Source organism: Marinobacter pelagius (assembly GCF_003315345.1).
GTDB lineage: Bacteria > Pseudomonadota > Gammaproteobacteria > Pseudomonadales > Oleiphilaceae > Marinobacter > Marinobacter pelagius_A.
This window is the reverse complement of record NZ_QNRO01000005.1, coordinates 95,281-120,848: the sequence shown is the minus strand read 5'-3', so window position 1 is coordinate 120,848 and position 25,568 is coordinate 95,281. Positions and strand designations below refer to the sequence as shown.

Here is a 25,568-nt window from a genome sequence, read left to right as displayed (position 1 = left end):
CAAAGCGTAGTTAAAAACGCCACGATGCTCAATATAAAGGAGACGCAGCTGTGGAAAATAATGCGTTCTATGTGGCGCTCTCGCTACTGTTAAATTTCGACGCCTCGCTGTATCAAATCGTGGCGCTTTCGCTGCAGGTGTCGCTGCTGGCGGTACTGATTGCGGCTGTGCTGGGATTTCCCCTCGGTGCGGCCGTGGCGCTTTGGCGTTTCCCCGGGCGTGGCGCTGTGATTGTCGTGCTCAATGCCCTGATGGGACTACCTCCCGTGGTGGCCGGGCTCATGGTCTATTTACTGCTCTCTCGCGCCGGCCCCCTGGGTGAGTGGGGCTTGCTGTTTACACCGGGGGCCATGGTGATTGCGCAGGTGGTGCTGGTGTTGCCGATCCTCGCCGCGCTCTCGCGCCAGAAAGTAGAAGAAATGCTGGGTGAATATCGCGAGCAGTTTGTTTCACTGGGGATGTCCCGGGCACGCATGATGCCCACCCTCTTGTGGGATGCCCGTTTTGCGCTGTTGACCGTTCTGCTCGCCGGATTTGGCCGGGCCAGTGCCGAAGTGGGCGCAGTGATGATGGTGGGCGGCAACATTGATGGGGTCACCCGGGTCATGACGACGGCCATCGTGCTGGAAACCGGCAAGGGCAACCTGCCCCTCGCGCTTGGGCTGGGCATTGTGCTGCTGACGCTGGTGATGCTGATTAACGCAGCTGCCTATCTGTTGGGTGAACTGACCCGGAGGCGGACAGGATGACCTCATTAAACGCTCCACGCCTCGCCTCCTCTGCCCTGCTTTCACCACCATCCCTGTCCTTTCAGGGGGTCACCTACAGCCACGAGGAAAAGGTTCTTCTGGGCCCCTGCTCATTCACCCTGGACGGCATCGGCCCTACCCTTGTGATGGGGCCCAACGGGGCAGGCAAGAGTCTTCTCCTCCGTCTGGCCCATGGTTTGCTCTCCCCCTCTCAGGGACGGGTGACGTGGTCAGGCGACCGGAAACCCCGTCAGGCGATGGTATTCCAGCAACCCGTGCTGTTGCGTCGATCGGCCGTGGCCAACCTCATTCATGCACTGGCGGTGAATAACGTCCCGCGCAGGGAACGTGGCAAGCTCGCGTTTGATGCACTCGATCGATTCGGACTGAGCGCCTGCGCCCGCACGCCTGCACGGGTGCTCTCTGGCGGCCAGCAACAGCGCCTGGCACTGGCACGCGCCTGGGTGCTTTCTCCGCAAGTGCTGTTCCTGGATGAACCTACGTCCGCGCTGGACCCGGCGGCGATCAAGGCCGTAGAGGCGGCGGTGCGGGAGTTTCATCAGCGAGGCACGCGCATCGTGATGACCACCCACGATATCCATCAGGCCAGGCGCCTTGCCGGCGATGTACTGTTTCTCTCTGGCGGAAAAGTTCGCGAGCACACCTCTGCTGATGCGTTTTTCAACGCGCCCGTCTCGCGGGAGGCGCAGGCGTTTGTTGCTGGAGAGCTCGTTGAGTAGTTCGGCTCGTACGGCTTTGCCGAGTAGTTGCCCAAAAGAATGCAGTCCCCCCCCCCCACGACAAGGAGAAAACAAGATGAAAAAGACGTTGAATCTGGTACTGGCAGGCGTGACCACCCTGGGTCTGGCGTTCAGCGCTCACGCCGAGGATTACATCACCCTGGCCTCGACGACCTCTACCGAAAACTCGGGGCTGTTCGACTCTATTTTACCGAAGTTTAAAGACGCGACCGGCATCGACGTACGTGTGGTAGCCGTAGGCACCGGTCAGGCGTTTGAAATCGCCCGCCGGGGCGACGCCGACAGCCTTCTGGTGCATGACACCGCAGGTGAGAAGCGTTTTGTCGAAAACGGCTACGCCACCGAGCGGGCCGATGTCATGTACAACGACTTCGTGTTGATTGGCCCCGCGGACGACCCTGCCAATATCAGTGAGGCGGAGAGTGCCGCCGAGGCCTTCGCGGCGATCGCCGAGGCCGAAGCGCCTTTCGCATCACGTGGCGATGACAGCGGCACCAATCGCGCCGAGTTGCGCCTTTGGGAAAACGCGGGCGTCAAACCGGACGGCGACTGGTATCGCGAGCTGGGCAGCGGCATGGGACAAACCCTCAACACCGCCGCCGCCATGGATGCCTACGTGATGTCCGACCGCGCCACCTGGGTGGCCTTTGAAAATCCTCAGAACCTGAAACTGCTGTTTGCCGGCGACGAGTCGATGTTCAACCAGTACGGTAGCCTGCTGCTCTCCGAAGAGAAGCACCCGCACCTCAAGCACGATCTGGCCAAACAGTGGCACCATTGGCTGATTTCCGAGGATGGCCAACAAGCGATTGCCGACTTCAAGGTGGATGGACAACAGCTGTTTTTCCCGAATGCCAAATAGGCTAATCTCTGGCAATCTCCGTAGATAATCTATTCTACGGCACCTCCGAGACGGCCAGAGTAAAAATGACGATTGATCCCATACTTCCCGATCCCAAAGACCCCCGACTGTCCCGCGGGGTAGAGGGCGTCGATGAAACCGGTCAACCGAAGTCGATCAGTGTGATCGAAGAACGCCCCCTGACCATCTACCTGAACAGTCAGGAGATAGTCACGGCCATGACCATTGGCGATCATCCGGAGTATCTGGCCCTCGGCTTTCTCCTGAACCAGGGCATGTTGAAAGAGACCGACCAGGTCACCAAAATCGATTTCGATGAAGAACTGGAAGTCGCTGTGGTCCGCACTGCCGGTGTCACCGATGTCGAGGGCAAGCTGGAAAAGAAAACCCGGACGTCCGGCTGTGCCGTGGGCACGGTCTTTGGTGACATGATGGCAGGCCTTGAGGGCCTGTCATTGCCGGATACGCCGGTGCACACCAGCACCTTTTACGATCTCTCCTACCAGATCAACCACACGCCCAGCCTGTACATGGAAACCGGCGCCATCCATGGCACCGCCCTGTGCCAGGGCCGGCAGATTCTGGTCTATATGGAAGATGTCGGACGCCATAACGCGGTCGACAAGATCGCCGGCTGGATGCACCTGAACGATATCCCGGCCGCCGATAAGGTTCTCTACACCACGGGCCGGTTGACCTCTGAAATGGTGATCAAAACATCACTGATGGGCATTCCGACCCTGATCAGCCGGTCCGGCTTCACCGCCTGGGGCGTCGATATCGCCCGGCAGGTCGGGTTGACACTGATCGGCCGGATGCGGGGCAAGAAATTCACCTGCCTCAGCGGCCAGCACCGTCTGGTGTTCGATCAGGATCTGTCGCAGGTTCCCGATGAAGACAAGAAAATGCGTCGAAAAGGGGCAGAGCATGACTGAGTGCGCCGTCATTCTGGCCGGTGGCCAGGCCAGCCGCATGGGCGGTGGCGATAAAGGGCGACTGATGTTGGGCGACCGTTCCCTGATCCAGCGCGTCATCGATCGAATCACGCCGCAGGTGGACGCCGTGGTATTGAATGCCAACGGCGACCTGAGCCGTTTCGAGGATCTGGGGCTGCCGGTGGTCGCCGACTCGGTCCCCGGCTATGCCGGGCCTCTGGCGGGCGTGCTGGCGGGTATGGACTGGGCGGCCGAACAGGGCCATGAGTGGCTGATCAGTGTCGCCGCTGATACGCCGTCTTTCCCCCTGGAACTGGTCCAGCGATTGTCCGGGCACGACACCCCGGTTGTGTTGGCGGCAACGCCGGACCCGGAGCGTGGCCGGGTGCCACAGCCAACCTTTGGCCGTTGGCAGGTCTCGCTGCGGCACGAACTGAGAGCCGCTCTGAACGACGGCGTACGCAAGATCCGCCAGTGGACACAAGCCCAGGGTGAAACCCTGGTGATTTTCGATGAGGGCGATTTTTTCAACATCAATACGCCAGAAGATCTGGCCTGGGCGGAGCAGCATCTGAAGTGAACGTTATAGGCATCGTAGGCTGGAAAAATTCGGGCAAGACCACTCTGGCCAGCGCTTTGATTCGCGAGTTATCCGGCCGAGGGTTAACCGTCAACTCGATCAAACACGCCCATCACATGGTGGATGTGGACCAACCCGGCACCGACAGCTACAAACACCGGGAGGCCGGTGCCCGGGAAGTTATCCTGGCGGGCGGTCAGCGCTTTGCCATCATGCACGAACTCCGGGGAGCCAAGGAGCCAACACTGGATGAACTGCTGAGACGGTTGGGCCCCTGCGACTGGGTGGTCGTCGAGGGGTTTAAGACCCATGCACACCCCAAGATTGAAGTACACCGCCAAGAGTCTTCCCGTTCACCCCTTTACCGGGAAGACGCCAGCATCATTGCCGTAGCGACGGACTATACTCCGGATTTTGCGGGCCCGGTTTTCGACGTAAGTGATGTGCCCGCAATCGCTAACTTCATTCTGAACCGTGAAAAACCATGAACGGAAATACCATGAAACCGCTTCGCAACGACTGTTTTGCCCTGCCCCCCGGGGTGAACTGGACGCCGGTGGACGAGGCCCTGGAGCGATTACGTTCACGCTTGCATCCGGTGGTGGGCGTGGATCTTGACGTCCCGCTGTCGCAGCTGAATGGCCGGATACTGGCCAGCGATGTCCATGCGCCTCGGGCCCATCCGCCCAGCAGCAATTCCGCGGTCGATGGTTATGCGTTTGCGGGACCTTTGACCGATGTGCCCTGCACCCTGCCCCTGCTGGATGGCCGTAGTGCTGCCGGTGAACCGTACAGCGGGCAGGTGCCCGAGGGGCACGCGATTCGTATCCTGACCGGCGCGATAATGCCGGCTGGTACGGACACTGTGGTGTTGGAGGAGGATTGCGAGGTAGTCGATGGCCAGCTCCATCTGAATGGCACGTTAAAGGCCGGGGCCAATCGGCGTAAGGCCGGAGAGGACATCCAGGCACAGGACCGGATTCTGACAGCGGGTACCCGCCTGACCCCAACCCAGATTTCGGTACTCGCCAGTGTGGGGGTCGAGTCGGTCGACGTCTATCAGCGGCTGCGCGTCGGCGTGCTATCGACGGGCGATGAAGTGAAACCCGTCGGCTCCCCGGTCACCGACTGGCAAATCTATGATGCCAACCGCCCGATGCTGAGCGCCCTGGTGACACAGCTGGGTTATGAGCTGGTGGACCTCGGCCATTCGCTGGACCGGGCCGAAGAGGTAAAAGCGGCACTGGAGCGCGGCGCTGAGCAATGCGATCTGATCCTGACCAGTGGCGGTGTTTCCGCCGGGGACGAGGATCATGTGTCGAAGACCCTGAAAGCCCATGGCGAGATCAGCAACTGGCGCATCGCGATCAAACCGGGGCGCCCCCTGGCGCTGGCCATGTTCAAAGGCACGCCCGTGGTGGGGTTGCCGGGCAATCCGGTTGCCGCCTGGGTCTGTGCGCTACGATTTGGTGCGCCGGCCATGGCGCTGCTGGCAGGGGCCGAATGGTTCGAACCCCAAGGCTATCTCGTACCAGCCAACTTTTCCAAGAACAAGAAACCGGGGCGCAGCGAGATGTTGCGCGCCCGGGTCCGTGATGGGAAGGTCGAAGTGTTCGGTTCGGAAGGCTCGGGGCGGGTCACCGGTCTGGCCTGGTCCGAAGGCTTGGTGGATCTGGATGAGAGTGCCCGGCAGATCGAGCCGGGAACCCCCGTCCAGTTTATTCCGTACGGCAGTTTCGGGCTGTAATCAGTCAACGCTGCCGTGCACCGCAAACGCCTCCAGTGAGGCATCCTGCGGGGCCCGGGAACGGTAGGTTTCCTCAACACCCAGATCGGTCAGCCGGCGGCTGACCATCAACAGGGTGTTATCCTCGAAGTCCTCACACATGCTGCGCATCTGATCAATCTCTTCACAGGCGACCGGATAGGCCGCATCGATATCCGGCGCGCCGTAAATCTCGACAAAGGTTTGCGCCAAGGTCAGCCGCAGCTGCTCCAGTTCGGCTTCGGTGATATCACAAACGCCCACAAAACTGGCGCGGCCACCGGACTCGATGCTGTACCAGCCGTTGCTGAAGGCCTGGCGGGCCTTGCCCTTCAGATCCGCGTCGCTCCAGTTGGAAAATTCGAAGCCCCCGGAGATCGCCCACTCGCCGCTGGGCGCAGGCTTTTCAAAGACGTTCTCGTCAGAAATGTCCAACTGAAGGGTTCGGGCCAATTTCATACATGCTCCGCAAATTCAATCAGGCTCACTGTCTCGGTCATGACACCCTCACGCAACAACATCCGGCCTTTCTCGTCCAGCCCGACAAAGAGCCCGGGCCTGGGATAGTCAATCATTTTACCCAGAGTGTCACAGCGTGGCCGCCACTCGTTGTGGACGCGCTCAAATCCGCTGTCCATGAAATAGGTCAGCCACAGCAGGGTGTGTTTGGACCAGCTTTCCAGCAGCGCCATGGGAGTAATCTCGACGCAGCCTTCCTCGTACAGACAGGTTTCGTTCGGATTCTCTCCCGGCTCGTCAGTCATCGGGATAAAGGGCACCTCAATGCCAATGACCAGCCAATTGGGATGCGCCTTCGGGTCAGAAACATCCGCAGCGAAACGAACACTGCCGCAAAGGGCGCCATTGACCTTGATGCGGTCGGGCCATTGAAAGTGCACCGGAACTTCAGGCGGCGCCAGTGCACCTAGACTCTCGGCCAGGCCTATCTGGGCGACATAGACTGCCTGAATCGCCTCTTCGAGGGGTGTTTCCGGCGCCAGCACCAAGGCCGCTCGCAGGGTGTCGCCCTGCTCGGAGTAAAACACCGTGCCGGAATCGACACCCGCGATGGCCCGGCTGACAGCCTTGTCAAAAGGATCGGTGTGCCTGGGTACCACTTCTCCGGTCAGTAACGGCGGGAACTGGGGTGACTCGATCATTGGATAGCCCGGGCGTAGACGTCAGAGGCGACAATTTCATCGGCAATGCGCTGGAAAGCCTGCGCCTGGGGGCTGTCCGGCTTCGACACCACAATCGGGACACCGCCGTCGGAACCGACCCGGATATCGAGATCCAGCGGAATCTCTCCCAGGAAAGGCGCGCCCAGTTTCTCGGCCTCCGCCCGCGCACCGCCGTGCCCGAAGGGGTGATGCTCTTTACCGCAACCATCACAGATAAACGAGGCCATGTTTTCGATCAGCCCAAACAGCGGCACGTCCATCCGCTTGAACATATCGATCCCCTTGCGGGCATCCATCAGGGCAATGTCCTGGGGCGTCGAGACGACGACCGCGCCGGCCACGAAGAATTTCTGGCTCAGGGTCATCTGGACATCGCCGGTGCCAGGCGGCAGATCCACCAGCAGTACATCCAGCCGGCCCCACTCCACCTGATTCATCATCTGCTGCAGGGCACCCATCAACATCGGCCCGCGCCAGACGATGGCTTCATCATCAGGGGCCATGAGACCCAGGGACATCAGTGTTACCCCGTGGTTTCTCAAAGGCAGAATTGTACTTCCATCCGGACTGGACGGACGGCCGGAAACCCCCAGCATACGGGGCTGGCTCGGGCCGTAGACATCCGCATCCAGCAGGCCGACCTTGAGACCTTTCGAGGCCAGGGCAACGGCCAGGTTGGACGATACAGTGGACTTGCCAACGCCGCCCTTACCCGAGGCGATGGCAATGATCCGATCAACCCCTCTGGGGTTTTTATCCTGGGGCCGGGGGGCGTCAGTTCCGATCAGGTTCGGCTTCTTTCCTACTTCGGTGTACTCAACCATGGTGTGTCCTGTTGTTTTCAGCTGTCCAGATAATCATCACTGGTGCGGACCCGGGGGCGTTCACCGCCCGCCATGGGTGCGGTGTCCCCATGGAATTGAGCCTTGACCCGACAGTCGTCACACATCTTGATGAGCTGCACGTTATCAGAGTTCTTGTACATCCAGTGCTGGTTTTCCAGCTTCTCGACGATCCGGTTAATGGTACTGGCCACGCCAAATGGCTTCCCACACTTTATGCACTCGAACGGCTCTTCACCGTGCAATGCCCGGGCACTCAGTGCTGCCTTGGAGACATCCAGCTGCGGCTTAAGGGTAATGGCCGTCTCCGGGCAAGTGCTGTCGCAGATGCCGCACTGGACGCAGGCGTTCTCCGTGAACTGGACTTCCGGTCGGTCCGGGTGATCGCCAAGTGCACCGGTCGGGCAAAGTGATACACAGGCCAGGCAGAGCGTGCATTTATCGGAGTCGATTTCGATCGCGCCGTAGGGTGCGCCCACAGGTAGCGGAATCGGCTCTTCGATCTTGTCTGACATGGCGGCAACCGTCACCCGGGTGATGTCCCGGCGACCGCCCACCAGCAAGACCGGGTCGCTCACGCGGCCGGCGTTGTCACCGGCATCGCAGAGTTCAATGGCGGAAATAACCCGCACCCGGCTCGGCGAGTTATGGGTACCTTTGAGCATGGCCTGGGCCAGCTCCACTTCCGCAGCCAGCGCCCGACGGTCGATCTCGTTGTCCGCCAGGATCAGCACCTCCGCGTAACCTGCCCCGAACGCCGCCATGATTTCTGCGTGGCCAATCCGGTCGACATGCTCCAGCCCCATAGGGATCAAATCATCCGCAAGGCCATTATCGTAACGGGCGAGGTTGGCAATGGCTTCGGTACCCGCACCAAGAGTGTGGAACACCAGCCTTGGCGATTGGTTGGTATGCTCCCGATAAACCTTGGCCATGACTTCCACGGCCTTGGTAAGCGCCTCGAACGGGGTTTCGTTCATGGTCACCGCAGAAGTGGGACAGACAGCGGCGCAGGAGCCGCAGCCGGCGCAAATATCCGAATCAATCTGGATGTGGTCCCCGGCGGAAAAAATAGCCTCGGTGGGACAGACATCCAGGCAACGGGTACAACCGGGCTTATTGGCTCGGGAGTGCGCGCACAGGGATTCTTCCAACCGGAAAAACACGGTTTTCTCGAATTCGCCCACCATTTCCCTGGCCGTCAGGGCAATTCGCTCCAGCTCGCCGGTCTTCTTCGGGTCGGCCCAGAAATAACCGTTGCGTTTTTCGTGGCTGGGGAATGCCGGAGCGCCGCCACGAAGGTCGATAAAAACATCGCACTCACTGCGGGCGGTGGGCTTTGCGGCCTCGTAACCCAGTTCACCGCGACCGGCCGGATGCAGGGTTTGCAGGTGGGCAAATTCCAGCTTGAAATTGCCAAGTGCGCCGTAGGCGCCCGTTAGCTGACCTTTAGCCACGTCGTAAGCGGCGGATGGCAGCTGAATGGGGCCTGCATCGTTCACGATGCAGGTCACACCCAGCTCGTCCTGTACCAGTTCGGCCATTCTTATCGCCTGTTCGGTCGGACCGACGATGCAGCACACACCGCTGGACTGGATGGTCTTTGCCGGTGCCATAGGCGCTGGCAGCTGAGCTGCGGCAATCAGGGCTGCCTGTTTGGCGTGCAATCGCTCGGGCTTCGCGTCGGGTGCACTCCAGCCGGCGCGATCCCGGATATCAATGGTATGCAGCGGTGCAGAGTGCTGGATCTCGGCGTAGATGTCCTCGGCGAGGCGCTCGAACAGAGCCGCCTGCTGACCACAGGCAATGAGCACGTCGTTGCTGGCGCCCAGGTGCTCGGCGGCAATACTCATTTCCTTGCCGCACAGTTGATCAACCGCGACCACCTGCTCAGCGGCCGCGGCTTTGCGCAAGGCCTCTGAATCGAAGGTCTGTGATTTATCGCAGCTGCATAATAATAGGGTCTTGTATGCCGTCATCAGGAGTTTGACTCTTTCGTTGTTTTTATACGTATACGTATCCGTATCGCTTTTCGAGCATGCCACAGGCATTATCTTTGGGACAATTGGATAATCGTTTGTGCCCTGCTAGTTTTACGCTATAACAAAAAATGAGAAGCACCATGAGTAGTCGTACAGAACAGTGGAATCGCGAATTGAAGGTGGGCGCCGTCGTCCGCCGATCTCCAGGCGTGACACGTTGGGCAAAGGATATCTGGAAGCCCGTTGCTGTCATACCGGGGGCACCTGACGCGTTCTGGAAAGAGATGGTTCGCGGGGGCGAAGTCGTCGATTACCACGCGGGCACCGTGACAATGGAACTGTTTCGGGCTGATGTGGAGGGCTATCTGGTCTCCCTTAACATGGCCGTGCCTTCTGTCTGGATCATTATGGACAAAGATGTAACGAGCCAGTCGCCATCCGGGTGGGTTGTCAGCACCGTGACAGCCAGCGCCCATGAAGCACTGGATTCCCTGGATAGTGGCGAAAGCATTGTCGAGGCGGTTCCGATTCCCGAATCCCTGGCGGCCTGGATCAAAGAGTTCATCGACATGCACTACATCGAGGAGCCATTCAAGAAGCGCCGTCGCGACGAAGTCCGTGTCGATCGCGTTGAGGACGCCAAGGGCGACCCGCGCATACGTCAGGAAAGCGACGTTTTCCGTGCTCCTGCGAACATCAAAAAACCGAGAATTCAGTAATGGCCGAGTCACGTCTTCAGCGCTGGGCGCGCAGAAAAGCCGAAGCCGGCAAGCAGGCAGAACAATCCCCCCCTCCGGTTGTCGAGTCCGAGCCTACCCCGGAGGAGCAGGAGCTTGCGATCAACGAAGCATTGCCCGAACACGAGTTGCTCGAGAAATATGGCCTGCCCGACCCGGAAACCATCGAGCTGGGCACCGACATCACCGGATTCATGCGCAAGGAAATTCCGGAGTTCCTTCGCCGGAAGGCTCTGCGGGGGCTCTGGAAATCCAACCCGGTACTCGCAGTTCTGGATGGACTCAATGATTACGATGAGGATTACACCCTGGCCTCGACGGCCGGCCAGACCGTGACATCGGTGTACAAAGTTGGCGAGGGCCTTGTCGACAAAGCCAAAAAAGCCGCTGACGTCGTGGAAGACCAGTCGAACGAGCAGGTGCGGATATCCTCGGCTGAGCCTGTTTCGACAAACGCCGAGGATCCGGAGCCCGATGACACCCTTGAGCTTGATGACAAGGCAACGCCGACAGAACTTCCCGAGCAACAATTTGCCCAAAAAGAAACCAGCCAGCCGGAAGAAACGCCGGAACCACGATTCCGGCCAAGGATGCGTTTTGACTATTAGCCGAATACATTTCAGCTATTAGCGAATCAAAGTCGGGTTAGGCCACTATTCTTGAATGTGTACTAGAATAGTGTGACAGACCGCAAATAATAACTAGAAGGAACACGAATTGAGTAACACTGCGGAAATCCAGTGCCCGCGTTCGGTCTCCGAAGAGGATCGTGCGAGGGCCCAGATCTATCAACTGCTGGGCGTTCTGCTTGCAGACCCACCCTCCGGTGAATTGTTACAGGGGTTGGCGTCACTGCAGGGCGATGAAACGCCCCTGGGTTTGGCCTGCAAAAATTTGGCCGCCCTTGCCGAACGAACCAATCCCTGCGATGCCGAGCGAGAGTTCAATAACCTGTTTGTTGGCCTCGGCCGTGGCGAGCTGCTCCCCTACGCAAGTTATTACCTCACCGGCTTTCTGAACGAGAAGCCCCTGGCGGAGCTGCGAACGGACCTCAGGTCCCGGGGCATCAAAGCCCGCAGTGAGGTGAAAGAGCCCGAAGACCATATCGGCACCCTGTGTGAAATCATGGCGGGCATCATTACCGGCGAATTTCCCTGCGATAGCGGACTTCAATCGCAGAAAGTTTTTTTTGACGCTCATCTGGCGAAGTGGGCAGCACTGTTTTTTACCGATTTGGAGGAAGCGCAAAGCGCCGTCTTTTACGCGCCGGTTGGCTCGCTTGGAAGAGCCTTCATGGCCGTGGAAGCCGACGCCTTTGCGATTCAGTAACCGGGATCGAAAGATCCCTTAACCCAGGGGGAGGTGTCCAATGGACAACCCGAAGCGTGAAAACAGCCGTCGCCGTTTCCTGAAAATGGCCGCTGCCGCAGCTCCGGCTGCTGTGGCAATGACGGTTGCACCGAACGCCGCTGCGGAGGTCGTCAGAACAGACGCGCCAAAAAGCCGCGGTTTACGGGATACCGAACATACACGTAAGTATTTCGAATCGGCTCGCTTTTGAGGAAGCGTGATTCATTCAAGATTGCGTGATGCTCTTGGATGATCACACCTCCAAAAAAACGAGAATAACAATGAGAGAGGTATGAGACATGTTAAGGAAGAAGACCAACGGGGTAGCGAAAGGCCCCCGTGCAGGCTCTTTGCTTTCGTCTCTCGCTGCCAAGACTCTGGATCGTCGTCAGTTCCTGACAACCTCCGGTGTCGCAGTGGGTGGTTTGGCGGCACTATCGCTGACGTCGGGGAGGGTTGAAGCTGCGACCCCATCGACTGAGGGTGGCGAAGTCGTCGTCAAGAAATCGGTATGTACGCACTGTTCGGTCGGCTGCACCGTTGAAGCCGAAGTCCAGAATGGCGTATGGACCGGTCAGGAACCTGGCTGGGACAGCCCCTTCAATTTGGGCGCTCACTGTGCCAAAGGCGCTTCGGTCCGTGAACACGCCCATGGCGAACGTCGCCTCAAGTCCCCCATGAAAATGGTCAACGGCCAGTGGCAGAAGATTTCCTGGGATACGGCCATTAACGAAATCGGCGACAAGATGCTGCAAATCCGTGAGGAAAGCGGCCCCGATTCCGTCTACTGGCTGGGCAGCGCCAAGTTCAACAACGAACAGGCGTATCTGTTCCGCAAGTTCGCTGCCTACTGGGGTACCAACAACGTCGACCACCAGGCCCGGATCTGTCACTCGACGACCGTTGCCGGCGTAGCCAACACCTGGGGCTACGGCGCAATGACCAACTCCTACAACGACATCCACAATTCCAAGGCGATCTTCATTATCGGGGGTAACCCCGCCGAAGCGCACCCGGTGTCGTTGTTACACGTACTGAAGGCCAAGGAAGAAAACAACGCGCCGCTGATCGTATGCGACCCACGTTTCACCCGCACCGCAGCCCACGCCGACGAATACGTGCGTTTCCGCCCGGGTTCTGACGTGGCACTGGTGTGGGGTATTCTCTGGCACATCTTCGAAAACGGCTGGGAAGACAAAGAGTTCATCCGTACCCGCGTTTACGGCATGGAAGATATCCGCGCCGAAGTCGCCAAGTGGACGCCGGAAGAGGTAGAGCGAGTCACCGGTACACCGGGTGCACAGCTCGAGCGGGTCGCCCGCACTCTGGCCAACAACCGTCCCGGCACGGTGATCTGGTGTATGGGTGGTACCCAGCACACCAACGGTAACAACAACACCCGTGCCTACTGCGTACTCCAACTGGCCCTCGGCAACATGGGCGTCGCCGGCGGCGGCACCAACATCTTCCGCGGCCACGACAACGTTCAGGGCGCTACCGACCTCGGTGTGCTCGCCGACACCCTGCCCGGCTATTATGGCTTGTCCGCTGGCTCCTGGGCCCATTGGGCACGAGTCTGGGAAGAGGATCTGGACTATCTGAAAGGCCGCTTTGCCGTGTGGGACAAGAACGGTAAATCCAAGGCCATGATGAACGAGAAGGGCATCCCTGTATCCCGCTGGATCGACGGTGTTCTGGAGGCCAAGGAAAACCTGGAGCAGCCGGACAACACCCGGGCCATGGTGCTGTGGGGCCACGCGCCCAACTCCCAGACCCGGATGACGGAAATGAAGGAAGCGATGGAAAAGCTCGACCTGCTGGTCGTCGTCGATCCGTTCCCCACCGTCTCTGCAGTGCTGCATGATCGTAAAGAAGGCGCTTATCTGCTGCCCACCACGACCCAGTTCGAGACTTACGGCTCGGTAACCGCTTCCAACCGCTCACTCCAGTGGCGGGAAAAGGTGGTTGAGCCGCTGTTCGACTCCAAGGTCGATCACGAAATCATGAAGCTGTTTGCCGACAAGTTCGGTTTCACCGATCGCATGTTCCGCAACATCGCCATCAATGGCGATGAGCCGTCGATTGAGGACATTACCCTCGAGTTCAACCGCGGCATGTGGACCATCGGCTATACCGGCCAGTCCCCGGAGCGTCTCAAGAAGCACATGAAATACCAGCACCATTTCGACAAGACCACCCTGCGCGCGGTTGGTGGACCTTGCGATGGTGACTTCTACGGTCTGCCGTGGCCGTGCTGGGGTACCGCAGAGATGAACCACCCGGGCACCGCGAACCTGTACGACATGTCGTTGCCGGTATCCAAGGGCGGCCTGACGTTCCGCGCGCGGTTTGGTGTTGAGCACAATGGCCAGAACATTCTGGCAGACGGTGTTTACTCCAAGAACTCCGAGATCAAGGACGGCTATCCGGAATTCACCATGCAGATGCTGATGGACCTGGGTTGGGATGGCGATCTGACCGCCGAGGAACGTGCCGCCATCGACGCGGTTGCAGGCCCGGAAACCAACTGGAAGACCGACCTGTCCGGTGGTATCCAGCGCGTGGCAATCAAGCACGAGTGCGCACCCTTCGGTAACGCCAAGGCCCGCGCCATCGTCTGGAACTTCCCGGATCCGGTACCGCTGCATCGCGAACCGCTGTACACCAACCGCCGGGATCTGGTCCAGGATTACCCGACCTACGAAGACAAGACCTTCTGGCGGGTGCCGACTCTGTACGAGTCAATCCAGAAGAAGGACTTCAGCAAGGAGTTCCCCATCATCCTCACCTCCGGCCGTCTGGTCGAATACGAGGGTGGTGGTGATGAAACCCGCTCGAACCCCTGGCTGGCAGAACTTCAGCAGGAGATGTTCATTGAGGTGAACCCGCGCGATGCGAATAACCTGAACATCCGTGATGGTCACGACGTCTGGGTTCATGGTCCGGAGGGCGCCAAGATCAAGGTCAAGGCCATGGTGACAGAACGTGTCGGAGAAGGCGTGGCATTCATGCCCTTCCACTTCGGTGGTCACTACCAGGGCAAGGACCTGCGGGACAAGTATCCCAAGGGCGCCGACCCAATCGTTCTGGGCGAATCCACCAACACGGTTCAAACATACGGGTATGACTCGGTCACGCAGATGCAAGAGACCAAAGCAACCCTGTGTTCGATCATGCCGGCATAACAAGAGGTGTAGACCATGGCTATTGAAGGACAAGCAAGAGCAAAATTCCTTTGCGACGCCGAGCGCTGCATCGAATGTAATGCCTGCGTAACGGCCTGTAAGAATGAACATGAAGTCCCCTGGGGCATCAACCGTCGCCGCGTGGTAACCATCGAAGATGGTAAGCCGGGCGAGCGCTCGATATCGGTAGCTTGCATGCACTGTTCGGACGCGCCCTGCATGGCCGTCTGTCCGGTGGACTGCTTCTACCAGACCGAAGACGGTGTGGTGCTGCACTCCAAGGATCTGTGTATCGGTTGTGGCTATTGCTTCTACGCTTGCCCCTTCGGCGCGCCCCAGTTCCCGCAAGCGGGTAACTTTGGCAGCCGGGGCAAGATGGACAAGTGCACCTTCTGTGCAGGCGGCCCGGAAGAAGACAATTCCACCGTCGAGTTCCAGAAGTACGGTCGCAACCGTATTGCCGAAGGCAAACTGCCAATCTGTGCGGAAATGTGCTCCACCAAAGCCCTGTTGGCCGGTGACGGCAACGAGGTGGCGGACATCTATCGCCAGCGTGTTGTGAACCGTGGTTTCGGTTCCGGCGCCTGGGGATGGGGCACAGCCTACGAGAAGAAGGGCGCATAAACTGGCCTGAGTATTCCGGGGTCCATTGGGCCCCGGAATCCATTGAGGCAACGAAGTCTTCTTGTTCATTCCGTTGGAGTGCTCTAATGAACAAAAACCTATTGGGTGCCGCCGCCCTCGTGCTGGCGACACTGCTGTTCAATCCTGCCTGGGCACAAGAGGCCCCGACGGCTGATCGAACAGCGACCGGGGGAGCCCAGACCCTCGAAGACATAATGCGCCGTCAGGAGCAGTTGAAACTGGACGAGAGTTTCCGCTCCGAGAACCTGGGTAATCCGGCCAATGCGGCGCCAATCACCGATCAGCTTGGAACCCGGGGCGGTATCTCTGATGCCGATGCCTGGCGTTCCATCCGCTACAACAAGATTGACCCTACCGTTCAGTCCCCCGGCCCCGCCAATGGCGTCATGATCCAGGATGAAGGCATTGCCTGGTACAAGCTGCGGGAAGGTCCGGTCATTACCTACGGTGGCAGCGCCCTGTTGGGCATCATCGTACTGCTTGTAATTTTCTACTTCGTTCGCGGAAGAATCATGATCGATGGCGGCCCTGCGGGCACGACCATTGAACGATTCAAGCCCGTGGAACGCTTTGGTCACTGGTTACTGGCGGGCTCGTTTATCGCACTGGGTATCACCGGACTGATTACCCTGATGGGGCGCAGCTTCCTGATTCCCGTTCTGGGGCCCGACGCCTTTGCGACTCTGGCAGCCGGCTCCAAGTGGCTTCACAACAACATTGCCTGGGCCTTTATGCTGGGCCTGGTCATGACGTTTGTCATGTGGGTGGCGCACAACATTCCCAACAAGTTGGATTGGCAGTGGCTCAAGGCTGGTGGCGGCATCTTTACCAAGAGCCATCCCTCGGCAAAGAAATTCAACGCGGGCCAGAAGATCGTTTTCTGGACGGTGATGGTGTTGGGTGTTTCTGTCTCCCTGTCCGGGCTGTCGCTGCTGTTTCCGTTCCAGATGCCCATGTTTGCCGACACCTTTGGTGTCATCAACAGCGTTCTGGGTACCAGTCTCCCGACTGACCTGGCACCGCATCAGGAGATGCAGTATGCCAACATCTGGCACTCGATCGTGGCGTTCGTGATGATGGTGGCCATCATCGCTCACATCTACATCGGCTCGGTCGGTATGGAAGGTGCTTTCGATGCCATGGGTAACGGTCAGGTTGACCTCGAGTGGGCCCGCCAGCACCACGACCTCTGGGTGGCCGACGTCGAGGCCAAACAGGACAAAGGAGGATCTTCATGAAGGTCATGATTTCCGCATTTGTCGCAGCATTGGTCATTGCTTCTCTCTCCCCGATCGTTCTGAACCAGTTCGGCTGGTCCTCAGCCGAAATGACCAGCAGTGAGAGCGTGCGTCTTGACTGATCAGTCCGGGGTATACCAGATCGATGCAGTCGGTCTGGTGTGCCCTCTTCCGATTCTGCGCTTCAAGAAACGCACCCAGGGTTTGCCCAGTGGCACGCAGGTCGAGTTCCTGGCCGACGATCCCAGCGGCCGCAAGGACATGCAGGCACTTTGCGAGGTAACAGGGCACCGGATTGAATGGATTCGGGAGGAGGAGGCGGGCGTTCTCCGCTATCGGATCTGTTTGGCATAGGCTTCAGAAGCGCCCTGTCTTGAGCGGGGCGCTTCTGGCGTGTCAGGCGGGATCAATCCCTCTCACAAATACGGCGGCTTATTCGCTGCTGCCCGTTCAGCCTGCCACTGCTCCAGTGTCTGCGCGGCTTTCCCCCCTTCAAGAGAACCAACAACCTCGAAGAAGTCACTGCGCAGTTCATCGTCGAGCACCTGATTCCGGGGCTTACTGCGCACCACATAAACCGTCTGCAGGTTCTGGTGATCGAACGCACGCCATTGCTGACGGTCTTTCAGCAGGGTGTACTCATGCCCTTCCAGGGCCTTGATCAGCGCCTCGGTGTCGGTGGTGCCAGCACGTTCAACGGCAGACTTGTACTCATAGACAATGCCATAGGCGGTAGCTGCGGTTGAGGTGGGCCTTACCCCGTATTCTTGCGTAAACGCCTCGACAAACTCCTGGCCTCGGGGGAAGTCGAGCTGGTAGGGAATCATCCACTCCCAGGGCGTGGTGGAAATAACCCCTTCCAGGATTGTGGCACCGACGGCCTGGGCGATGCCCAGCGTGACGTTGGGCAGGACGATCTGCACCTTGTCTTTCAGACCCATTTCATAGGCTACCTGCAGTGCCCGAACCAGGTCATCGCCGTAAAGAACCAACACCACCACGTCGGCATTGCTTGCCTCGGCAGCCTCCAGAGCCTTCCTGAAATCCCGGATCAGCGCCCTTGGAAAGGGGGTCATGGCATGCGGGTGTTTCTCGGTGTCGGTGGTATTGGTGAACGCCCGGAGTGACGCCTCCGAGGAATGGCCCCAGGTGTAATCGGCGGTCACGTAGAAGTAATTGGCATCGCCAAAGTTTTCGGTCAGGTAGTGGCCGAGCGCGTTCGCGGTCATCCAGGCGTTGGGATACTCACGAAACATGTGATCATGGCCTTCGCTGCCAGTGGTGGCGTTGGCGGAAGTGGTGGTTCCGAAATACAGGCGGCCCAGCTTTTTCGCCACCTTGCCCGAGGCGATGGTCACAGCACTTGAGGCGCCGCCGAAGATCATGTCCACGTTCTCCTCGCGGATGAGCTCTTCCGTGTTGGTAGCGCCCCTTTCTGGCTCACCGGCCGTATTGCGAATGACCAGCTCAACCTCCCTGCCGAGGATACCACCAGCCTCGTTGATTTCATTCACCGCAAGGAAGGCTGCGAGTCTTTGCTGCAAGCCAAGATTTTTATAACGCCCGGATTCCGGATAATTGAAGCCCAGCCGTATCGTTTCCGCCATCAACGGGAAACTGGCAATACACAGGATCAAGCCCGCGAGCAGGATTGCTCTCCTTTTCATTGATACAGTCCTCTGATTTGTCTTGTATTTTTTGGTGTCGGAACTATACCCGCATTTAAAAAACTGAACGGTTGTTCAATGTAAAAAGAGCGGTATTTTTCGTTACGAACTGTATCCCAAGGCTCCACAACCGCCTTGCTGTTTGTATTTGACTCCCCAACTTCCCCACACTCGTGTACCATCCACTACTGTACAAACATACAGATCCCAAAAGACTGCGAGGAAACCTCATGGCAGTACAAGCACTCTACTACTCGGATAAGGATGGCCTGGAAATGGCTCTGAAGAATCCCGACACGATGCTTTTTCAATCCAAAGCCGAGGCGGATGCCCGCGACAAGATTCTGGAACTGGCCGAGAACATCCAGATGTTCCTGGAGCGCAAGGTCGAGGGGCTGGGCGAGCAACTGGCCGAACAATGCGCCATGGCCATTGCCGAAGAGAAAGACCTGTTCCAGAAGGCCCTGAAGAAGCCGCAGGTGCTGAATGCAGAGGCCGCCGGGGAAACCGGCGAGTAAGCTGCCACCGCCCTATCATGCGGCGTTACCCGTCGGCCATTTACACGACCGTAACGCCGTTATCCTCCCTCCCCACCCGGTATTCTGGCTACACTATCGGAAACTCGTGCGGGATCTCTTTTCATCCATGACTATTCGCTTGCTTCTCCTGTTGCTTTGCTCCCTGGCCTTCTGGACCAGCGGGGTTGCCGCCCAACAGATGACTGCGGCCCTGGACGACCTGCTTCCACCGGTACAGACCCAGACCGAGCAGCAGCCCCCCGTGCAAGAGGAAGACAGCGAGAACGGCGAGAATAAGGATCAGGAGGCGCCCGAAGAAGAGGAGAAAGAGCCCGAACCCTCTCCCACTCCGGTAAAGCCGGAAATCGAGGCACTGGAAGAGCCGCTGGAAAGCCAGCTACCGGCACCCGAGACCGAGGACATCCGCCAGCAGATCCAGAAACTGGAAGAAGCCCTGAATACGCGCCAGCAGGCGTTGGGCACCAGCCAGGAACGACTGGAATTTGCCGAGTCGTTGCTCAAGCGCCTCGACAACGAGTACGAAAGTTTCCAGCTGCGGCTGGAGCGCGCCGGGCTGAACCTGACCAACCAGTATGCCAATCTGCTTCGCCAGCGCCTCGAACGCCTGCGGAGCCAGACCATCGCAGCGGGGCTCACCCAGGGCATCAGCGCCCAACTCTCCGCAGCGCGGGAGGAACAGCTGCGCCTTGAGGAGTTCGAAGCGGTAATCAATCCCACCGACGACATCCGGGGCCAGTTGGAGGTACGCCGGGCCCGCCTCCTGCGTCAGTTGCACGGTGCGGTCACCGAACACATCGAGGTGCTGAACGACTATTACAGCACCGTCACGCAGATCCAGGATCGCCTCGAGGCTTACAAGGAACTGCTGCAGCAGCGCCTGTTCTGGCTTCCCAGTACCAATACCATCAACACGGAAACATTTGGAAAGCTGTTCCAGAGTGTCAGCTGGCTGGTATCAAACCCGGGCTGGTCGGGGCTGCGCGAGGCGGTAAAAGCTTCCTTCAATGAGGACTGGCTGGCGATCACGGCACTTGTAATCGTGCTGATCATCCTCTCGGCGCGTCGTACTGCCTTCCGCAGGGCGCTGGTCAAAACCGGGGAAGACGTGGGCAATGTCGGGAAGGACCACTGGAACCTGACTCTTTACGCGAGCCTGCTGAGCCTGCTCCGGGCACTACCGGCAGTTGGGGCACTGGGGCTGGTTTCATTGCTGCTCGACGAAGGTAACGAGTTCCTGCACGCTTTGTCCCGGGGTTTCTCCAATGCTGCCTTCACCATGCTCCTGTTGCGGAGCGTGTATACCGTTGCCTATCCCGAAGGGCTGGGCGAGCGGCATTTCCACTGGAATTCCAACACGCTCCAGGCCCTCCGCAGGCAGATTCCGCTTCTGCTGTGGATACTGACACCGATCGTGATCATCATGCCGACCATGGCCATCCCGGAAGGTTCGGCCTACAGTGATAGCCTGGGCCGCGCGCTTTTTGCCATCGCCTCACTGGCACTGGCCTGGTTCGCCCACCAGTTCATGTCCGCTGTGCGCCAGGATCAGCCCGGACGTCGGGCCCTCAAGATCCTGCATGTCGGGGCGGTTGCTGTGCCACCGATGCTCGCCGTGCTCTCCTTCTGGGGCTACCACTACAGTGCGGTGCGCCTCGAAGGCCTGATGTTCATGAGTATCTGCTGGCTCGCCTTCGTGATCCTGTTGCACTACCTTGGTTTGCGGGGCCTGTCTGTCCGGGAACGGCGCATGGCGCTGATCCGACGTCTTGAGGAGCGCGAGGCCGAGCGCAAGCTGGCTGAGGCCCGGGAAGCGGCTGAGTCCACTGGTGAGGCAATGCCGGCCAGTTTCGAATCCCCCCGCCAGGACATGAACGACATCAGCCAGCAGAGTGAGACCCTGCTTCGCACGCTTTCACTAGTGGTGGCCGGTATCGGCCTGTGGATGCTGTGGGACGATGTCTTCCCGGCCCTGGGCATCTTTGACGCCATCACCCTCTGGAGCATCGATGCCGGGGTCGAGGGTGAAGATCCCGTGCCCATCAACCTCGGTGACCTGATGCTCGCGCTCGCGGTCGGCGCAGGCACCGTACTGGCGGCACGCAACCTGCCGGGTACCCTGGAAGTCATGTTCCTGAGCCGGCTGCGGCTGGAGCCTGGTGTGGGTTACGCCATCACCACCATGGCCACCTACATCATCGTCTTTATCGGCATCATCGCCGCGCTCGGGGTGCTGGGCGTGCAGTGGTCGAAACTGCAGTGGCTGGTAGCAGCCCTCGGGGTGGGGCTGGGCTTTGGTCTGCAGGAAATCGTGGCCAACTTCGTCTCGGGCCTGATCCTGCTGTTCGAACGGCCTATCCGGGTCGGCGATACCGTTTCCATTGGCGGCATTACCGGCACCGTCTCCCGGATCCGCATCCGGGCGACTACCCTGGTGGACTGGGACCGCAAGGAACAGATCATTCCCAACAAGACCTTTGTCACCCAGGACCTGACCAACTGGACCCTGACCGACGCCATTACCCGGGTTATCGTCCGGGTGGGTGTTGCCTATGGCTCCGACGTGGACAAGGTTCAGGAACTGCTGTTCCGGATAGCCACCGACAACGAACGGGTGGTAGACGATCCGGCACCGGCGGTATTCTGCGTTGGCCTCGGCGACAGCAGCGTGAACTTCGAGATCCGGGTGTTCGTGCGGGACATCAACGACATCATGCTCCTGTCTCACGAGCTGCACGCAACCATCACCCGGTCCTTGCGGGAGGCAGGGATCGAGATCCCCTTCCCCCAGCGGGACATTCACATCCGCACCGCTACGGGCTCATTCCCGGGCAGAGCTGTGGATTCGCCCAGGGAGCAGGCTTATGATCCGGAATAAGTCTCAGAGGAACGGCATTTACCGGATCTTTACACCGGTTGACGGCATCCCGTTTCCCGCTCTGAGAAGATAGCGGGTAACAACAATATCGCCGGGGGGCGGGATGAACAGAACCGCAGCAGTACTCACAGGCCTTGCCGTTATCTTGCTCTCAGGCTGCAAGGTGACGGTGTCCGATGGTTATGATGACGACTGGGACCGGGATTCCTATACCCCCGGATTCTTCCTCTATGTGGGTGACACCGGTGATGACTTCCCGGACGATTCCTGGAGCCTGGACGCGGCAGCGGAAGTCTGTGTTGACGATAACCTGTATTTTGAAACCGAGAGCGGCCGGGTCCGGGTCTACGGTTCATCCGCCTACAGCGAAACCGACTTCCGCGCGGCGGCAACCGAACTGGAGCGGCGCATTGATGGGGTACTGAGCCGGTTCCAGCTACGCTGGCCGGAGTTTGTTGAGGACCGGAGCACCGCGGTTCGCTACCCGGACCGGCTGATTGGTTGCCTGAGCCCGACCGTTTCCCGAACCGAGTTTGCGTCCGCATCGGTTGCGGCCGTCAGCATCATGCCCTACACCAGCCAGTGGCCCTACGACACCGACCGGATCCTCACCCATGAACTGGCCCACTACGTCCAGGAAAACCTGAGCCGTTATCAGGCGAGGAATTCGCTCCTGCCCCTGTGGTTTGCCGAAGGCCAGGCAGCGTTGGTAGCCGGAGAGCCCATTGCGCCGGTCTACCAGCACTATGATTACGACCCGTTGTTGGATGTCACCATCTACGACGCCACCACCACCGACTACCGCTTCGAACACTACGCCCTGGCCTACCACTACCTGGAAGAGGCGAACGGCCAACTTGCCCTGACGGTACTGCTGGATCTCGTCCAGTTCGCGGATTGGGAGGGCCTGTACGGCACAGTCTATTCCGGCGAATCCGAAGCTTTCGTCAAAGCCTTCAACGCTGCCGGGTTGGTGGATCACCGGAACCGTTACCTGAGCCTGGAGCGCTTCAAGACGGAATACCACCAGCTGCTCAATGATAGCTACTGAGAGTCGCCTCAGGCGTACAGCGACTCGATCACATCAATGTACTTTTCGTAGATGTTGCTGCGGCGCACCTTCATGGTCGCCGTCACTTCATCGTCGTCGTGGTCGAGTTCCTTGGTCAGCAGGTGGAAGCGTTTGATTTGCGCCACCTGGGGCAGCTGGTCATTACCCTTCTCGATTTCGGTGCGGATCAGGTCATTGACCTGCTCGTGCTCGGCCAGGCTGCGGAAGGTGGTGTAGGGGATCCGCTCCTGCTCCGCCCACTTGGCCACCGTCTCGAAATCAATCTGGATCAGGGCCGAGACGTACTTCCGCGCCTCCCCCACCACGATGCACTCCTTGATGTAGGGACTGGCCTTGATGGTGTTCTCGATCTCGGTGGGCGACAGGTTCTTGCCTCCGGCGGTGATCATGATGTCTTTCAGGCGGTCGACAATCCTCAACTGGCCGTCACACCACTCACCCACATCCCCGGTGTGGAGCCAGCCGTCCTTCAGGGTCGATGCCGTGGCCTCGTCATTCTTGTAATAGCCCTTGAACATGCTGCCGCCGCGCATGAGGATTTCGTCCTGTTCCCCGAGCTTGGCCTCGACGCCCCTGATCGCCACGCCGACGGTACCGAGCCGGATGTCGTCCAGGGGCTGGGCGGTGGCAACGCCAGTGCTCTCCGTCTGGCCATAGACTTCCACCAGGGGAATACCAATGGTCCGGAAGAAGGAGAGAATGCCGGTAGAGATCGGGGCCGCGCCGGTCAGGGCAATGTGGCAGCGGCGCAGGCCGATGTAGTTCTGCAAGGCCCGGAAGACCAGCCAGTAGCTCATCCCATAGACCAGTTTCTCCTTCAGGGTCCGCTGTGCCCGGTTTTTGGTGGCCAGCGGCTCGCAGGCCCGCATCGCCCAATTGAACAGGGCCTGGCGCAGGCGCCCCGTCTCCTGGATCTTGATGTAGATAGCGGAATGCAGCTTTTCCCAGATCCTGGGCACGCCCAGGAAGAAGGTCGGCGCGATTTCCCGGAGATCCTCCTGCACGGTCCGCAGGCTTTCCCCGAAACTCACGGTGCTGCCCACATACACCGGCGCAATGTTGGTCAGTGCCTGCTCGGCCACGTGGCACAAAGGCAGGTAGGACAGGCTGGACGCGTGCCGGTCGACACCCAGCAGTTCAATCAGCCCCGGCGCCGCGGCATGCAGGTTGCCCCAGCTGATCATGGCGCCCTTGGGACGCCCGGTGGAGCCGGAGGTGTAGATCATCAGCGCGGTATCGTCCATGACCTGGCTGGCGAGCATCTGGTCAATCAGGTCCGGGTGTTGCGCTTCATACTCGCGGCCCATGGCTTCCACGGCCTCGAAGGCGGTGGGTGGCGCCGGATAGTTGCGCAGGCCCTTCATATCGACGGTGACGCAGTGCTGCAGGTGCGGGAGCTGCGGCCAGGCCTCGATCACCTTGTCGGTCTGTTCCTGATCCTCGCACACCACGATTTCGGCATCGCTGTGTTCCAACACGTAGGCTACTTCATTCCAGGGACTGGTGGGGTAGACACCGACACAGATGCCCTTCACCAAACCAATACCCATCTGGGCAATCACCCACTCCACCCGATTTTCCGAGATGATCGCCACATGGCCACCCTCGCCGAGGCCAAGTGCCCGCAGTCCCAGTCCGAAATGACAGGCGCGCTGATAGTAGTCCTGCCAGGTATAGGCCTGCCAGATGCCGAAATCCTTCTGGCGCAGGGCCAGGTGATCGGAACGGTCCCGGGCGTGGGCCCGCAGCATCTGGGGAAGGGTGAGTTCGGGTATTGTCGGTGTTGTCATGAGAGCCATCGCTTACGACGTTTGTAATGCTTGATATCCCGGTAACTGCGGGTTTCACCTTCGGCACCGCCCACCCCCAGATAGAACTCCTGGACATCCTCATTGGCGGTGAGTTTTTCCGTCGGCCCATCGATCACGATCTTGCCGTTTTCCATGATGTAGCCGTAGGAGGCGATCGCCAGGGAAACCGCCGCGTTCTGTTCCACCAGCAGGATCGCCGTGCCCTGCTCCCGGTTGATGCGGGCCACAATGGTGAAGATTTCCTCGACCAGCAGTGGCGCCAGGCCCAGGGACGGTTCGTCGAGCATGATCAGGTCCGGTTGGGCAATCAGGGCTCTACCCAGGGCCAGCATCTGCTGTTCACCGCCGGACAGGTAACCCGCCAGCTGTTTGCGCCTCTCCTTGAGCCGGGGGAAATAGTTGTAGACCAGCTCGTAGCTGTCGCTCAAAGAGGGTTTGCGGCCACTGAGCGCGTAAGTGGCGGCAATCAGGTTTTCCTCGACGGTCAGGTCCTCGAATACCCGGCGCCCCTCCATCACGTGGAACAGACCGTTGCGCACCAGTTTCTCCGGCGGTATGCCCTTCACATCCTGGCCCCGAAAGCGCACCTCGCCGGCAGTGACTTCGCCGTCTTCCAGGGTCAGCAGGCCGGAAACACTTTTCAGGGTGGTGGATTTGCCGGCGCCATTGGAACCGAGGAGCGCCACAATGGCGCCCTCCGGTACCCGCAGTGACAGGCCCCGGAGGACCTGCACCGCCTTGTTGTAGACCACCTCGATGTTATCGATTTCCAGTAAGGCTTCCATACAGCCC

Annotated in this window: 26 protein-coding genes; 19 read left to right on the top strand and 7 right to left on the bottom strand. The window is 59.4% G+C overall.

The genetic code is table 11. The features are described from left to right. The first annotated feature begins 50 nt into the window (after window positions 1-50). The 7 genes from DET50_RS06620 (at window position 51) to DET50_RS06590 (ending at window position 5,634) form a co-directional block, all read left to right on the top strand. Complete coding sequence (locus tag DET50_RS06620) at window positions 51-749, top strand: ABC transporter permease (protein ID WP_113862087.1); 699 nt, start codon at window positions 51-53, stop codon at window positions 747-749. Next, the gene (locus DET50_RS06615; protein WP_113862086.1) at window positions 746-1,489 is read left to right on the top strand and encodes an ATP-binding cassette domain-containing protein; all 744 of its coding nucleotides are present in this window, start codon (window positions 746-748) and stop codon (window positions 1,487-1,489) included. The genes DET50_RS06620 and DET50_RS06615 overlap by 4 nt, the downstream gene beginning before the upstream one ends. A 76-nt stretch (window positions 1,490-1,565) precedes the next feature. Then, the gene (locus tag DET50_RS06610; protein ID WP_113862085.1) at window positions 1,566-2,372 is read left to right on the top strand and encodes an ABC transporter substrate-binding protein; all 807 of its coding nucleotides are present in this window, start codon (window positions 1,566-1,568) and stop codon (window positions 2,370-2,372) included. A 65-nt stretch (window positions 2,373-2,437) separates the two neighbouring features. Further along, window positions 2,438-3,307 carry a formate dehydrogenase accessory sulfurtransferase FdhD gene (locus tag DET50_RS06605; RefSeq protein WP_113862084.1) on the top strand — a complete coding sequence of 290 codons (870 nt, stop codon included), beginning with the start codon at window positions 2,438-2,440 and terminating at the stop codon, window positions 3,305-3,307. Beyond that, complete coding sequence (mobA, locus tag DET50_RS06600) at window positions 3,300-3,887, top strand: molybdenum cofactor guanylyltransferase MobA (RefSeq protein WP_113862083.1); 588 nt, start codon at window positions 3,300-3,302, stop codon at window positions 3,885-3,887. The genes DET50_RS06605 and mobA overlap by 8 nt, the downstream gene beginning before the upstream one ends. After that, a complete protein-coding gene (mobB, locus tag DET50_RS06595) occupies window positions 3,884-4,375 on the top strand; it encodes a molybdopterin-guanine dinucleotide biosynthesis protein B (RefSeq protein ID WP_113862082.1) in 492 nt (163 codons plus the stop codon). The genes mobA and mobB overlap by 4 nt, the downstream gene beginning before the upstream one ends. Window positions 4,376-4,386: 11 nt before the next feature. Further along, on the top strand, window positions 4,387-5,634 hold the full coding sequence (locus DET50_RS06590) for a molybdopterin-binding protein (protein WP_113862081.1): 1,248 nt from the start codon (window positions 4,387-4,389) through the stop codon (window positions 5,632-5,634). Here DET50_RS06590 and DET50_RS06585 read toward each other — a convergent pair whose 3' ends face one another. The 4 genes from DET50_RS06585 to DET50_RS06570 are packed head-to-tail and all read right to left on the bottom strand — an operon-like array spanning window position 5,635 to window position 9,654. Further along, the gene (locus DET50_RS06585) at window positions 5,635-6,111 is read right to left on the bottom strand and encodes a DUF6505 family protein (protein ID WP_113862080.1); all 477 of its coding nucleotides are present in this window, start codon (window positions 6,109-6,111) and stop codon (window positions 5,635-5,637) included. Continuing rightward, window positions 6,108-6,812 (bottom strand): biotin/lipoate--protein ligase family protein, encoded by a 705-nt coding sequence (locus DET50_RS06580; RefSeq protein WP_113862079.1) that lies wholly within the window; start codon window positions 6,810-6,812, stop codon window positions 6,108-6,110. Before DET50_RS06580 ends, DET50_RS06585 begins: the two co-directional genes overlap by 4 nt. Further along, window positions 6,809-7,657 carry an Mrp/NBP35 family ATP-binding protein gene (locus DET50_RS06575; RefSeq protein WP_091997640.1) on the bottom strand — a complete coding sequence of 283 codons (849 nt, stop codon included), beginning with the start codon at window positions 7,655-7,657 and terminating at the stop codon, window positions 6,809-6,811. The genes DET50_RS06580 and DET50_RS06575 overlap by 4 nt, the downstream gene beginning before the upstream one ends. Before the next feature lie 17 nt (window positions 7,658-7,674). Next, complete coding sequence (locus DET50_RS06570; RefSeq protein WP_113862078.1) at window positions 7,675-9,654, bottom strand: 4Fe-4S binding protein; 1,980 nt, start codon at window positions 9,652-9,654, stop codon at window positions 7,675-7,677. Between the two features lie 143 nt (window positions 9,655-9,797). Here DET50_RS06570 and DET50_RS06565 point away from each other — a divergent pair, with 143 nt between their 5' ends. The 9 genes from DET50_RS06565 (at window position 9,798) to DET50_RS06530 (ending at window position 17,166) form a co-directional block, all read left to right on the top strand. Beyond that, a complete protein-coding gene (locus tag DET50_RS06565) occupies window positions 9,798-10,376 on the top strand; it encodes a DUF3305 domain-containing protein (protein WP_113862077.1) in 579 nt (192 codons plus the stop codon). Next, window positions 10,376-11,002, top strand: a complete 627-nt coding sequence (locus DET50_RS06560) for a DUF3306 domain-containing protein (RefSeq protein ID WP_113862076.1) — start codon at window positions 10,376-10,378, stop codon at window positions 11,000-11,002. The genes DET50_RS06565 and DET50_RS06560 overlap by 1 nt, the downstream gene beginning before the upstream one ends. 109 nt (window positions 11,003-11,111) lie before the next feature. Further along, window positions 11,112-11,723 carry a TorD/DmsD family molecular chaperone gene (locus tag DET50_RS06555; RefSeq protein ID WP_113862075.1) on the top strand — a complete coding sequence of 204 codons (612 nt, stop codon included), beginning with the start codon at window positions 11,112-11,114 and terminating at the stop codon, window positions 11,721-11,723. A gap of 40 nt (window positions 11,724-11,763) precedes the next feature. After that, window positions 11,764-11,955 (top strand): twin-arginine translocation signal domain-containing protein, encoded by a 192-nt coding sequence (locus DET50_RS06550; protein ID WP_091997649.1) that lies wholly within the window; start codon window positions 11,764-11,766, stop codon window positions 11,953-11,955. Window positions 11,956-12,043: 88 nt separating this feature from the next. Further along, complete coding sequence (locus DET50_RS06545; RefSeq protein ID WP_113862074.1) at window positions 12,044-14,929, top strand: formate dehydrogenase subunit alpha; 2,886 nt, start codon at window positions 12,044-12,046, stop codon at window positions 14,927-14,929. A gap of 15 nt (window positions 14,930-14,944) precedes the next feature. Next, window positions 14,945-15,553 (top strand): formate dehydrogenase FDH3 subunit beta, encoded by a 609-nt coding sequence (fdh3B, locus tag DET50_RS06540; protein WP_113862073.1) that lies wholly within the window; start codon window positions 14,945-14,947, stop codon window positions 15,551-15,553. Between the two features lie 86 nt (window positions 15,554-15,639). Beyond that, complete coding sequence (locus DET50_RS06535) at window positions 15,640-16,812, top strand: formate dehydrogenase subunit gamma (RefSeq protein WP_113862072.1); 1,173 nt, start codon at window positions 15,640-15,642, stop codon at window positions 16,810-16,812. Further along, the gene (locus DET50_RS19595; RefSeq protein ID WP_258546070.1) at window positions 16,809-16,934 is read left to right on the top strand and encodes a hypothetical protein; all 126 of its coding nucleotides are present in this window, start codon (window positions 16,809-16,811) and stop codon (window positions 16,932-16,934) included. Before DET50_RS06535 ends, DET50_RS19595 begins: the two co-directional genes overlap by 4 nt. Beyond that, the gene (locus DET50_RS06530; protein WP_113862071.1) at window positions 16,927-17,166 is read left to right on the top strand and encodes a sulfurtransferase TusA family protein; all 240 of its coding nucleotides are present in this window, start codon (window positions 16,927-16,929) and stop codon (window positions 17,164-17,166) included. Before DET50_RS19595 ends, DET50_RS06530 begins: the two co-directional genes overlap by 8 nt. Before the next feature lie 62 nt (window positions 17,167-17,228). On the opposite strand, the gene DET50_RS06525 is transcribed toward DET50_RS06530, so the two are convergent. Next, window positions 17,229-18,479: an ABC transporter substrate-binding protein gene (locus DET50_RS06525; RefSeq protein ID WP_113862070.1), complete on the bottom strand. Its 1,251-nt coding sequence runs from the start codon at window positions 18,477-18,479 to the stop codon at window positions 17,229-17,231. A gap of 230 nt (window positions 18,480-18,709) precedes the next feature. Between DET50_RS06525 and DET50_RS06520 the strand changes: the two genes are divergently transcribed. The 3 genes from DET50_RS06520 (at window position 18,710) to DET50_RS06510 (ending at window position 22,944) form a co-directional block, all read left to right on the top strand. Next, entirely contained in the window at window positions 18,710-18,997 is a 288-nt protein-coding gene (locus tag DET50_RS06520; RefSeq protein WP_113862069.1) for a YebG family protein, read from the top strand. A gap of 127 nt (window positions 18,998-19,124) precedes the next feature. Next, window positions 19,125-21,893, top strand: coding sequence for a mechanosensitive ion channel domain-containing protein (locus DET50_RS06515; protein WP_113862068.1), 2,769 nt, complete (start codon window positions 19,125-19,127; stop codon window positions 21,891-21,893). A gap of 103 nt (window positions 21,894-21,996) precedes the next feature. After that, on the top strand, window positions 21,997-22,944 hold the full coding sequence (locus DET50_RS06510) for a hypothetical protein (RefSeq protein WP_113862067.1): 948 nt from the start codon (window positions 21,997-21,999) through the stop codon (window positions 22,942-22,944). Between the two features lie 8 nt (window positions 22,945-22,952). Here DET50_RS06510 and DET50_RS06505 read toward each other — a convergent pair whose 3' ends face one another. Further along, window positions 22,953-24,755: an AMP-dependent synthetase/ligase gene (locus tag DET50_RS06505; RefSeq protein ID WP_113862159.1), complete on the bottom strand. Its 1,803-nt coding sequence runs from the start codon at window positions 24,753-24,755 to the stop codon at window positions 22,953-22,955. Next, on the bottom strand, window positions 24,752-25,561 hold the full coding sequence (locus tag DET50_RS06500) for an ABC transporter ATP-binding protein (RefSeq protein WP_113862066.1): 810 nt from the start codon (window positions 25,559-25,561) through the stop codon (window positions 24,752-24,754). Before DET50_RS06500 ends, DET50_RS06505 begins: the two co-directional genes overlap by 4 nt. Window positions 25,562-25,568: the final 7 nt, after the last annotated feature.

Excerpts from the sequence above, each read along its gene's own strand:
- mobA (WP_113862083.1), top strand. The coding sequence starts at position 3,300 with ATGACTGAGTGCGCCGTCATTCTGGCCGGTGGCCAGGCCAGCCGCATG.
- fdh3B (WP_113862073.1), top strand. The coding sequence starts at position 14,945 with ATGGCTATTGAAGGACAAGCAAGAGCAAAATTCCTTTGCGACGCCGAG.
- DET50_RS06510 (WP_113862067.1), top strand. The coding sequence starts at position 21,997 with ATGAACAGAACCGCAGCAGTACTCACAGGCCTTGCCGTTATCTTGCTC.
- DET50_RS06505 (WP_113862159.1), bottom strand. The coding sequence starts at position 24,755 with ATGACAACACCGACAATACCCGAACTCACCCTTCCCCAGATGCTGCGG.
- DET50_RS06585 (WP_113862080.1), bottom strand. The coding sequence starts at position 6,111 with ATGAAATTGGCCCGAACCCTTCAGTTGGACATTTCTGACGAGAACGTC.
- DET50_RS06500 (WP_113862066.1), bottom strand. The coding sequence starts at position 25,561 with ATGGAAGCCTTACTGGAAATCGATAACATCGAGGTGGTCTACAACAAG.
- DET50_RS06575 (WP_091997640.1), bottom strand. The coding sequence starts at position 7,657 with ATGGTTGAGTACACCGAAGTAGGAAAGAAGCCGAACCTGATCGGAACT.
- DET50_RS06610 (WP_113862085.1), top strand. The coding sequence starts at position 1,566 with ATGAAAAAGACGTTGAATCTGGTACTGGCAGGCGTGACCACCCTGGGT.
- DET50_RS06615 (WP_113862086.1), top strand. The coding sequence starts at position 746 with ATGACCTCATTAAACGCTCCACGCCTCGCCTCCTCTGCCCTGCTTTCA.
- DET50_RS06515 (WP_113862068.1), top strand. The coding sequence starts at position 19,125 with ATGACTATTCGCTTGCTTCTCCTGTTGCTTTGCTCCCTGGCCTTCTGG.
- DET50_RS06605 (WP_113862084.1), top strand. The coding sequence starts at position 2,438 with ATGACGATTGATCCCATACTTCCCGATCCCAAAGACCCCCGACTGTCC.
- DET50_RS06545 (WP_113862074.1), top strand. The coding sequence starts at position 12,044 with ATGTTAAGGAAGAAGACCAACGGGGTAGCGAAAGGCCCCCGTGCAGGC.
- DET50_RS06590 (WP_113862081.1), top strand. The coding sequence starts at position 4,387 with ATGAAACCGCTTCGCAACGACTGTTTTGCCCTGCCCCCCGGGGTGAAC.
- DET50_RS06525 (WP_113862070.1), bottom strand. The coding sequence starts at position 18,479 with ATGAAAAGGAGAGCAATCCTGCTCGCGGGCTTGATCCTGTGTATTGCC.
- DET50_RS06565 (WP_113862077.1), top strand. The coding sequence starts at position 9,798 with ATGAGTAGTCGTACAGAACAGTGGAATCGCGAATTGAAGGTGGGCGCC.
- DET50_RS06580 (WP_113862079.1), bottom strand. The coding sequence starts at position 6,812 with ATGATCGAGTCACCCCAGTTCCCGCCGTTACTGACCGGAGAAGTGGTA.
- DET50_RS06560 (WP_113862076.1), top strand. The coding sequence starts at position 10,376 with ATGGCCGAGTCACGTCTTCAGCGCTGGGCGCGCAGAAAAGCCGAAGCC.
- DET50_RS06570 (WP_113862078.1), bottom strand. The coding sequence starts at position 9,654 with ATGACGGCATACAAGACCCTATTATTATGCAGCTGCGATAAATCACAG.
- DET50_RS06520 (WP_113862069.1), top strand. The coding sequence starts at position 18,710 with ATGGCAGTACAAGCACTCTACTACTCGGATAAGGATGGCCTGGAAATG.
- DET50_RS06535 (WP_113862072.1), top strand. The coding sequence starts at position 15,640 with ATGAACAAAAACCTATTGGGTGCCGCCGCCCTCGTGCTGGCGACACTG.
- DET50_RS06550 (WP_091997649.1), top strand. The coding sequence starts at position 11,764 with ATGGACAACCCGAAGCGTGAAAACAGCCGTCGCCGTTTCCTGAAAATG.
- DET50_RS19595 (WP_258546070.1), top strand. The coding sequence starts at position 16,809 with ATGAAGGTCATGATTTCCGCATTTGTCGCAGCATTGGTCATTGCTTCT.